Raw genomic sequence first — 10,008 nt, forward strand, 5'->3', positions numbered from 1 at the left:
CAGCCGGTGGCGAGCGCGGCGAGCAGGTGGCCGAGCAGCATGGGCAGGTCGGGCACGAGGCCCGCGGCCTGCGGTGCCGCGGCAGCGGCGTGCGCGTGGCCGTGTGCCTGGGCGGCGGCGTCGGCCGGGTCGAGGCCCGCGTCGGTGATGATCCGGGTCGCGTCGGCCGGGCTGATCGCCGCGGCGCCCGCGCCGCAGACCAGCTTGGCGGCCATCCGGATCAGTGCCTCGTCGGCCTCGTGGCCCAAGCCCCCGCTGCCCAGGCCCCCGCGGCCCGGGCCGCCCGCTGCGAGCGAGCGCTGCCCGAGCCCGAACAGGGCGTGCAGTCCGAGCTGTCCGACGGTCAGCGCGCCCACGATGACGGGCAGCGAGCGGCCGCGTCCCGCGAAGAGCACGGTGATCGCGAAGACTCCGAGGAAGCCGGCCACCAGCGTCCACAGGGCGATTCCGGCGCAGGCGGCGAGGGCGTGGCCCAGCGCGGACAGCACGACGCAGACCGCGGTGAACACCGCGGCCCTCAGCAGGCGTGGCGCGAGCGCGGGGGCAGACATGGCGGGGCCATCATCGCACCAGGCCCGTCGACGCCGTACGGCAGGTCCGGAAGATCACCTTTGGTGCCTTCGGGTCGGTCATACACCGGCGTGCGGTATCGGTGCATCCGCCGAATGAGCGGTCTTGTCCCACCGAGGGGCTTACGGACCCCTCCTCGCGGCAATAGGTATCCGTATGTCGAGCCGCAGCCAGGAGGCTGGAGCATGAGCATCTGGTGGTCTCTCCATTTGCGGCGCGAGGCTGCGAGCGTTCCGCTCGCCCGGCGGCTTCTCCTCGGCACGATGGAGACGGCGGGTGTCGATCCGGACGTGTCGTTCGAGCTGTCGATCGCCCTGACCGAGGCGTGTGCCAACGCCGTCGAGCACGGCGGCGACCTGGGCACCGGCGAGGCCTCGGAGGCGTACCGCGTCACCGCCTACCTGGACGGCGAGACCTGCCGTATCGAGGTGGCCGATTCAGGACCCGGCTTTCCCGCGGGCAACGGGGCTTTCGCGGGGGCGGCGACCGCCGTACGGCGGGCCGCTCCGGATGCCGAGCACGGGCGTGGGCTGCGGCTCATCGAAGAGCTGGCCGATCATGTCCAGTTCGGCAACAGAACGGGCCGGGGCGGCGCCGTCGTCAGCTTCGACAAGATCGTCAAGTGGCGGGCGGACGCGCCCCCGACGCCCTGGGGAGTGGGGGGTCCTCCCCTCGCGCTGACCTGAGGCCCTGTCCGACGAGCCCGGCCTGACGACGTATGCCTGACGACGTATGCCTGACGACGTATGTCTGACGAGCCGTGTCTGGAGCGCGCCCTGTCCGACGGCCCGTGTCTGGAGCGCGCCCTCCGACGGCCCGTGGATACGGAAAAGGCCCCCGCCGGTACGAGTCGGCGGGGGCCCTTCCGGTGGTCCCCGCAGGGACCGAAGGCGGTACGGAGGCGGTCAGCCCTTGAGGCCGGCCATCCACGCCTCGACCTCGTCCGCGCGGCGCGGCAGCGAGTCCGACAGGTTCCGGTTGCCGTCCTCCGTGACGAGGATGTCGTCCTCGATCCGGACGCCGATGCCCCGGTACTCCTCCGGCACGGTCAGGTCGTCGGCCTGGAAGTACAGACCCGGCTCGACGGTCAGGCACATGCCCGGCTCCAGCGTCGTGTCGACGTACGCCTCGGTGCGCGCGGCGGCGCAGTCGTGGACGTCCATGCCGAGCATGTGGCCGGTGCCGTGCAGGGTCCAGCGGCGCTGGAGGCCCAGCTCCAGGACGCGCTCGACCGGACCCTCGATCAGGCCCCACTCGACGAGCTTCTCGGCGAGCACGCGCTGGGCGGCGTCGTGGAAGTCGCGGTAGGCGGCGCCGGGCTTCACCGCGGCGATACCGGCCTCCTGAGCCTCGTAGACGGCGTCGTAGATCTTGCGCTGGAGCTCGGTGTACCGGCCGTTGATCGGCAGGGTGCGGGTCACGTCGGCGGTGTAGAGCTCGTTGGTCTCCACGCCGGCGTCGAGCAGCAGCAGGTCGCCGGAGCGGACCGGGCCGTCGTTGCGCACCCAGTGCAGGGTGGTGGCGTGCGGGCCGGCGGCGCAGATCGAGCCGTAGCCGATGTCGTTGCCCTCGACGCGGGCGCGCAGGAAGAACGTGCCCTCGATGTAGCGCTCGCTGGTCGCCTCGGCCTTGTCGAGGACCTTGACGACGTCCTCGAAGCCGCGGGCGGTGGCGTCGCAGGCCTTCTGGAGCTCGGCGATCTCGAACTCGTCCTTGACGAGACGGGCCTCGGAGAGGTGGACGCGCAGCTCCTCGTCCCGCTCGGCGGTGACCTTGTCGGTCAGGGCCGCGTCGACGGAGGCGTCATGACCGCGGAGGTTGCGGACGGGGCCGGTCGCCTCCGCGAGGGCGGCGGTCAGCTCGCGGACGTCCTTGGCGGGGATGCCCAGCAGCTGCTCGGCCTCGGCCAGGGAGTGCCGGCGGCCGACCCAGAGCTCGCCCTGGCCGTCGAGCCAGAATTCGCCGTTCTCGCGGTTGGAGCGCGGGAGCAGGTAGATCGTCGCCTTGTGGCCACCGGACTTGAGCGGCTCCAGGACGAGAACGCCGTCCTGCGTCTGGTCGCCGGTGAGGTAGGCGTACTCGGTGGAGGCGCGGAAGCTGTACTCGGTGTCGTTCGAGCGGGTCTTCAGGTTGCCCGCGGGGATCACCAGACGCTCGCCGGGGAAGCGCGCGGAGAGCGCGGCGCGGCGGGCCGCGGTGTGGGCGGCCTGTGCGATCGGCGTGAGCCCGTGCAGTTCGGTGTCGGCCCAGCCCGACTTCATGTTCTCGGCCAGCTCGTCGGAGACGCCCTGGTACAGGCCGTTCTTGCGCTGCTTGATCGGCTCTTCAGTCTCTTCCGGGGTCTCCGGCGTGAGCTCCTCGGCCACGGGTCTGCCTCCTCTTGGTACGACACTGAACCCCCACCATCGTACGGTCGTACGGAAGGGGGCCCAGGGTCAAAAGACCCATTACCGCTGAGTCACCTGGCGCTCACTCGAACCGGGCGGCGAGCAGGACCACGTCCTCCCCGTCGACGGCGGTGTCGAGGTCGTCGGGCAGCATCGTCCGCAGGATGTGGTCGGCGATGGCCCCGGGGTCGCTGCGGTCCGCCTTCGGCACGCTCGCGGCGGCCGCGTGCAGGCGGGCGAAGGCCCGGTCGATGGGGTCGCCGGTCCGGCGCAGCAGCCCGTCGGTGTAGAGCAGCACCGTTTCTCCGGGCGCGGGTGCGATCTCGACGCTGGGCGCCTCCCAGCAGGCGAGCATCCCGAGGGGGGCCGAGAGCGACGTCTCGACGAACTCGGTGCGGCCGTCGCCGATGATCAGCGGCGGGGTGTGCCCCGCACCGGCCAGGACGATCTTGCGTTGCTTCGGCTCGGAGTAGGCGAAGAGCGCGGTCGCCGAGCGGGCGGGCTCGGTCAGCCGGAGCAGGAGTTCCAGGTCGGAGAGGACGGCGACGGGATCCTCGCCCTCCATGACCGCGTACGCCCGCAGGGAGGCGCGGAGCCGTCCCATGGCGGCGAGCGCGCTGGGCCCGCTCCCGGAGACGGAACCGACGGCGAGGCCCAGGGCGCCCTCGGGCAGGGGGAGGGCGTCGTACCAGTCGCCACCGCCCTGGGGGCCGGTGCGGTGGCGGGCGGCGAGCTGGACGCCGGGGACGCGGGGGAGCCGGCTGGGCAGCAACTCCTCGGCGACGGTGGCCACCCGGGCACGGGCGCGCTCCAGTTCCAGGAGGCGGGCGAGGTGCTCGGTGGCGTACCGGCCGTAGAGACCGACGAGGTGGCGCTGGCGCTCGGCGGGTTCGGCGGGCTCGTCGTACAGCCAGACGGCGGCGCCGAGTCTCCCGGCGGCCTCGGTGGCGAGGGGAAGGGCGTAGCTGGCGGCGTAGCCGAGCCGGGCGGCGACCTCGCGGTGGCGCGGGTCGAGATCCGCCACACCGAGCAGGTCGGGGACGGCGATCGGGCCGGGGACGGCGGTCGGGTCGCGGACCGCTCCCGGGTCGCGCGGGTCGGCCGGGTCGGGAAGGCCTTCGAGGATGCGGCCGTAGGAGGTGGCGCTCCGCGGGACGGTCTCGATGGTGCCGAGCTCCGCGTGGGCGAGGCCGAGGCCGACGGTGGAGGAGGGGCCGAGGCCGTCGGCGGGTTCCAGGACGACCATGCCGCGGCGCGCGCCGACGAGGGCGGCGCCGGCGCGCAGCACCTCACGCAGTGCTTCGTCGAGCGAACCGGTCCTGATCAGGGACTCGGTGAGTTCATGGAGGGTGGTGAGGTCGGAGACCCAGCCGGCCAGACGGTCCTGGATCAGGGCCCCGGGGAAGCCCGGGAGGGGCGCCGGGGGCGGGGTGGCGGGCGCGACCGGGGCGGCAGTGTGCGCGGGAGAGGGAACCGTGGAATCGATTCCAGCCACTTTCGGCAGGTGCGGGGCGCTCATGTCAATCGGCCTTCCGACCGGTGCGTTTCGCGCAATAGCATCGCAAACCCCCATGTCATTCTGCGCCGCTATCCATGCATCCACATGTACACGCACAAGAGGAGGGATGTCCAGCATTGTCCCCACGGGACTTGTGGTGTCTGTGGGGTTTCGCAGAGGGGTTGAACTGCAGGCCAAGTTGGCCGAAAATTGCCCCCGTCGTGCACCTTTCGCGGTCGACTGGCGTCGTTTGAAGGCGCGTTGATTTGAACGTGATGGGTACGTAGACGGTGATGGCCAGGGGCAGTCGCAACAGCCCCGGAACCTGGCAGGGTGCCTGGGCGTCCTCACCGCCGCAGGCCGCGCTCCTCGAGTGGACGACGAGCCTCAGCTCGGCCCCTCCCGCCCCACCGCACGGGGCGGTGAACCGCCGACCTTGTACGCGCTGATACGCACAGTGAAGTGATCTGCACCTGGTGTGATGTGGATTCGGCGTTCAACGGAAAGGAACGAGCGCTCATGCGCGAGATCCTCGGAAGGCGACGCAGGCTCCGGTTCCGGCGCAAGGAGAGGGCCGTCCAGCTCGACGCGGCGCTCACCTGCGCCACCGAGTGGGGCTGGCCCGTACTGCCCGGTGTGGGGCTGAAGGCGACGACCCGTACGACCAGAGGGACCGGCTGCGCCTGCCCCGACCCGGAGTGCGTCGTTCCAGGGGCGCACCCCTTCGACCCCGGACTGCTCGCGGCCACCACCGACGAGCGCATGATCCGCTGGTGGTGGACCCGGCGCCCGGACGCCCCGATCGTCCTGGCCACCGGAGGCGGCGCGCCGTGCGCGGTGAGCCTGCCGGCCGTGGCGGGCGCGCGCGCCCTGACCGCACTGGACGCGATGGGCATGCGGCTCGGCCCGGTGGTGGCGACGCCGACCCGTTGGTCGCTGCTGGTCGCCCCGTACAGCCTCGAACAGCTCGGCGAACTTCTCTACGCCAAGGACAGCGTGCCCAGTTCGCTGCGCTTCCACGGCGAGGGCGGCTATCTGCTGCTGCCACCGTCGGTGGCGGGGACGGGCCAGGTGCGCTGGGAACGGGCGCCGCTCACGGGCTCGGCGAGCCCGTGGCTTCCGGACGTGGAGGCGGTGGTGGACGCCCTGGTCGAGGCGAGCACGGGCGCGCCCGAGGGCGGCAGCAGACTCGCGTACTGACGCGCACGGGAGCTGGGTGTCCGGGTCCGGGTCTCCAGGGTCCGGGATCGGTATCCGGGAGCAGGATCCGAGGTCGGGCGGTGGCGGGACCGGTGGCGGGGTGACGGGACCGGCGTCGGGTCGGCGGGAGGTCGGCGGGGTGACGGGACCGGGGGGCGGGTCGGCGGGACCGGTGGTGACAACCGCGGGTTGTCGGTGGGGCTGGCTTGTGCTTGTCACCCGTACGGGTGTGACGCAGCCCGACTTGCACGGCAAACGGGCGCGCGCCGCGCCCCCCGCCCCCGATACGCCGATATCTTCGGCCCACCGTTCACGAGTCGCAGCCAGCCGGGCAGGTGGGTCCCATGAATCTCCGCATGATCGGGCTCGGGGCGGCCGTGGTGTGCGCCACGCTCCTGCCCTTGGTCGCCCTGGCGGGCCAGGCGGAAGGACCGGTCCGCGGCGACGACGCGAGGACCGACGCCAAGACCGGGGCCGGAGCCGGGGCCGAGACCGAGACCGAGACCGACGGAGGTCTGCTCCCGGGGCTCGGCCTGCGCGAGGGTGAGGACACGCGTACGGCCGCCGGTGCGGAAACCCCGGCCGGTTCGCCGTCTCCGTCCTCCGCCACGGAACCCTCCGACCGGGCCTCGCACTGCGGCCCCGAACTGACATCCCCCGACGGCATCGAGGCACAGACCTGTGTCCTCACGGAGGGCCCGGACACGTGGGCGCGGACGTACTACCGCAACGCCACCGGCCAGCGGCTCGACGCCGTACTCACTCTCATGGGTCCCGGCGGGCGGACCGTACAAGTGCGTTGCTCGGTCACGGCACAGGATGAACCGGGGGCCTGCGAGACGCCCCGGGAACGCGCCCGCGGTGCGGTTTCGGCATATTCCGCGGTCGCGGAATTCGCGGGTGCGGGAGAGGGCGACAGTACGCCGCTGCTGCTGCGATCCGGGAGCAACATGGTTTCCACGGGCGGCAGTTGAGCCTCGGGACGGGATCCGTCCGGGCATGAGAAGACCCGGTCGCTGGCGACGGGGGATGCACCAGCGACCGGGCTTCTAGAACCGTAACAAGAGATCTGCTGTTCGCAAATTCGATCTCGGTAATTCGGACAGGGATTTACCTGGCCGATCGGGGGGTTGTGGCGGATGTCACCGACTGGTCGGTCTGTCAGCCGCCACGGCCGTCCCGGGGGTCAGCTGAGCGTGACCTGACGGTTGGTGAGACCACCGCGGGCCCGGCGCTCCTCCGGCGTGAGCGGGGCGTCGGAGGCGAGGGCGGCGGCCAGTCGCTCGGCGAACTCGGCGGCAGGCTTCTCGCACTCCTCGGCACCCATCGACGTCGGCAGATCCCACACGGGCACCATCAGGCCGTGCGCACGGAAGGAGCCGACGAGACGGGTGTCGTCGCCGAGCGTGGAGGTGCCGGCGGCGTGCAGGCGGGCGAGCGCGTCGAGCAGCTTCTCCTCGGGGTGCGGCATGACCCAGCGCAGGTGGTTCTTCTCCGGGGTCTCGCACCAGTACGCGGAGCCCACGCCGGTCAGCTTGACGGTGGGAATGGCGGCCGCGTTGGCACGCTCCAGAGAGGCCGCGACCTCGGGGTTGGAGTTGTCGGCGGACTCCGGAATCCAGAATTCGAAGCCGGCGTGCACGACCGGCGCGAAATCGCCCTCCGGGTCGAGCAGGTCCTGCAGGCGCGGGCCCTCGGCCGGCACGCGGCGGGCGGCGACCGGGGTGCCGGGCTCCGCCTCCAGGGCGCGCTGGAGGGTGTCGGCGAGATCGCGTGCGAGGTCGCCGGAGGTGGAGTCGTTCTGCAGCGCGAGCAGGACGGAGCCGTCGTCGCGGCGCAGCGCCGGCCATGCCATCGGCAGCACCGTCGCGAGCGTCACGGACGGCACGCCCTCGGGCAGCCCGTCCTTCAGGGTGAGCGGGACGGTCGCGGCGGGCACCAGTTCGCGCAGCGCGACCCAGTCGCACTCGCCCGGCAGGCCCTCGAAGGGGCGCTGGACCAGCTCGGTCACGGCGTGCGCGGCGGCCCGGCCGTGACACGCCTTGTAGCGGCGGCCCGAACCGCACGGGCACGGCTCGCGCGCACCGACGACCGGGATCTCCCCGCTCGTGACCTGTGCCTTGGCGGCCTTCGTCTGGGGGCGCTTCTTGGCCATGGTGTGGCTTTCTCCCGATAGCGGCGGTGCTGTGGTGCAGGGCAGTGCTCCGTGCACCGCTCTGTGTCGGGCGAGCCTAGCCGTACGAAGGCGATGGAGGGGTCAGGCCGGGAGAGTCGTACGCGCCCCGCCCCGCCGCGGCCCTGTCGCTCTCGCTCTCGCCGTCGCCCGCGCTGTGCCACTTCCGAACCCGGGCCGCCCTCCGGGTCCGCCGCCGACCCGCGGACCCGTACGCTGCCGGCTTCAGTCGAGGTCGTCGTACGCGTCCAGGAACTCGAAGCCGGAGCCGCCGCCGACCCTGGCCGCGAAGTCCTCGCGGCGATGGCCCTCGGTGACGACCACCCAGACCGTGACCTCGCCGGCCGCGCTGTCCCGTACACCCCAGTCCTGAGCCAGCGCGCTGATGATATTCAGCCCACGGCCGCCGCGTGCGGTGACCGAGGGCGTCGACGGAACAGGCCGGGTCGGCCCACCGCCGTCCGTCACCTCGACCGTCAGGCCGCCCGACGGGTCGATTCGCCAGGCCGCACGGACATCCCCGTCGCCCACGTCCGCCCGTCCCAGCGGCCTGCCGTGCCGGCAGGCATTGCTGAGCAGCTCGGAAAGGATCAGTACCGCATCGTCGACGACCGATTCCGACATGCCGCTGCGGCTCAACTGCTCCCGCATACGGTGTCGCGCCTCACCCACGCCCGCAGGGCCATGGGGTACGGCCATGCTCGACGACGTGGGCACCTCCTGTGCCACCACCAACGCCACCCCCGAGACCTCCTTTGCCCCACGCCACGGTGTGGATGCCCCAATGGCCTGGACCGGAAACCGGCCAATCAACGTCCGGTGACGCACTCGTGACGATCGAGTACGCGCCGAACGCGCCGGTGCACTCCCTGTGAGGCCCGAGACGGGAGGGGAGAACGGGTCAAAGGCGACCCAACTGGGACAGGACCTGCTTCGGCCGGTTCGTGATGATCGCGTCGACGCCGAGCCGCTCGCACAGCTCGACGTCCTCCGGATCGTCCACCGTCCATACATGGACCTGATGTCCGGCCTTCTGGAGCCGCATGATCACGGTGGGGTGGTGGCGGACGATGCGGATCGACGGTCCGGCGATCCGCGCCCCCGCCGGGAGCCGCCCGTCGCGCAGCCGTGGGGTGAGGAACTGTGTCAGGGAGACGGTGGGGAGGGTCGGCGCGGCGGCCGCGATCCGGTTCAGGGAGCGGGGCGAGAAACTCATGACGCGGACCGGGGACTCCTCGGGGGCCGCGGGCTCGGCGAGGCCGAAGCGCTGGAGCAGCTGGAGCAGCCGCTCCTCGACCTGGCCCGCCCAGCGGGTCGGATGCTTGGTCTCGATGGCCAGCTCGACGCGCCGCCCGGCGTCGGAGACCAGCTCCAGCAGGCGCTCCAGGGTGAGTACGGAGGTGAGTCCGGAGTCCTTCCAGTCCGGGCTCTCGCCCGCCTCCTCGCGGCCCCTCCAGGTGCCGAAGTCGAGGGCGGCGAGGTCCGCGAGCTCCAGGGCGGAGACGGCGCCGCGGCCGTTGGAGGTGCGGTTGACGCGCCGGTCGTGGACGCAGACGAGGTGGCCGTCGGCGGTGAGCCGGACATCGCACTCCAGGGCGTCGGCGCCGTCCTCGATGGCTTTCACGTAGGCGGCCAGGGTGTGCTCCGGGGCGTCCTCCGAGGCGCCGCGGTGGGCGACGACCTGAACGGGGACGCGGTTGGTGTGCTGCCGTGCGTGGGTCACCGCGTCATGGTGCCATTGGCGGGGCGGCCGTACCGGATCGCGTCCGTTCTGTCCGTAAATAAAGAATGGGGTGCGGATGCACAGCTCCGCCTTACAGTGGCCTGACGCCCTGTGGGAAAAGCTGTGCGCAGCACCCTGACGATGGCATCCACTTGTGCAGTGAACGAGGAGAGAGCTGTGAGCACCGAGAACGAGGGCCCGGCGGTTCCGGCGGACCCGAGTGCCCCGTCCGCCCCTCCCGCGCCTCCCACCCCTCCCGTACCGCCTGCGTCGCCGGTGGACGCATCTGAGCCGGCAGCGGTGCCGGAGGCGGCGCCCGGGCACTCCCCCCGGTCCGAGCCCGCCACCGCGCCGCTGCCTGTCACACCCCCCGCGGAGGCCCCCGTGGGTGCTGCCGGCGCCACAGGCGCCACCGGGGCCGCCGGCGGCTGGCCCCCGCCTCCGCCCGCCGTGCCAG

General features: G+C 72.3%; 8 protein-coding genes and 1 pseudogene. 3 read left to right on the top strand and 6 right to left on the bottom strand.

What is annotated here, in order from left to right; translation table 11 throughout:
• Window positions 1–551: pseudogene (locus J7E93_RS28550) on the bottom strand (hypothetical protein); the annotation flags it as partial.
• 204 nt (window positions 552–755) lie between these two features.
• Here J7E93_RS28550 and J7E93_RS28555 point away from each other — a divergent pair.
• Window positions 756–1,256: an ATP-binding protein gene (locus J7E93_RS28555; protein WP_215072884.1), complete on the top strand. Its 501-nt coding sequence runs from the start codon at window positions 756–758 to the stop codon at window positions 1,254–1,256.
• 219 nt (window positions 1,257–1,475) lie between these two features.
• Here J7E93_RS28555 and J7E93_RS28560 read toward each other — a convergent pair whose 3' ends face one another.
• Window positions 1,476–2,936 (bottom strand): aminopeptidase P family protein, encoded by a 1,461-nt coding sequence (locus J7E93_RS28560; protein ID WP_215072885.1) that lies wholly within the window; start codon window positions 2,934–2,936, stop codon window positions 1,476–1,478.
• A gap of 103 nt (window positions 2,937–3,039) precedes the next feature.
• A complete protein-coding gene (locus J7E93_RS28565; protein ID WP_215072891.1) occupies window positions 3,040–4,593 on the bottom strand; it encodes a PP2C family protein-serine/threonine phosphatase in 1,554 nt (517 codons plus the stop codon).
• Between the two features lie 381 nt (window positions 4,594–4,974).
• Between J7E93_RS28565 and J7E93_RS28570 the strand changes: the two genes are divergently transcribed.
• Both J7E93_RS28570 and J7E93_RS28575 read left to right on the top strand, forming a co-directional pair.
• Window positions 4,975–5,655, top strand: a complete 681-nt coding sequence (locus J7E93_RS28570) for a bifunctional DNA primase/polymerase (protein ID WP_215072886.1) — start codon at window positions 4,975–4,977, stop codon at window positions 5,653–5,655.
• Window positions 5,656–5,999: 344 nt separating this feature from the next.
• Window positions 6,000–6,629 (top strand): hypothetical protein, encoded by a 630-nt coding sequence (locus J7E93_RS28575; protein ID WP_215072887.1) that lies wholly within the window; start codon window positions 6,000–6,002, stop codon window positions 6,627–6,629.
• 212 nt (window positions 6,630–6,841) lie between these two features.
• Here J7E93_RS28575 and J7E93_RS28580 read toward each other — a convergent pair whose 3' ends face one another.
• The 3 genes from J7E93_RS28580 to J7E93_RS28590 form a co-directional block, all read right to left on the bottom strand.
• Complete coding sequence (locus J7E93_RS28580; RefSeq protein ID WP_215072888.1) at window positions 6,842–7,810, bottom strand: DUF5926 family protein; 969 nt, start codon at window positions 7,808–7,810, stop codon at window positions 6,842–6,844.
• A gap of 243 nt (window positions 7,811–8,053) precedes the next feature.
• Window positions 8,054–8,656, bottom strand: a complete 603-nt coding sequence (locus J7E93_RS28585) for an ATP-binding protein (protein WP_215072889.1) — start codon at window positions 8,654–8,656, stop codon at window positions 8,054–8,056.
• A gap of 73 nt (window positions 8,657–8,729) precedes the next feature.
• A complete protein-coding gene (locus tag J7E93_RS28590; RefSeq protein ID WP_215072890.1) occupies window positions 8,730–9,551 on the bottom strand; it encodes a glycerophosphodiester phosphodiesterase in 822 nt (273 codons plus the stop codon).
• Window positions 9,552–10,008: the final 457 nt, after the last annotated feature.

This window comes from Streptomyces sp. ISL-36 (assembly GCF_018614205.1).
In the GTDB taxonomy this organism is placed as follows: Bacteria; Actinomycetota; Actinomycetes; order Streptomycetales; family Streptomycetaceae; genus Streptomyces.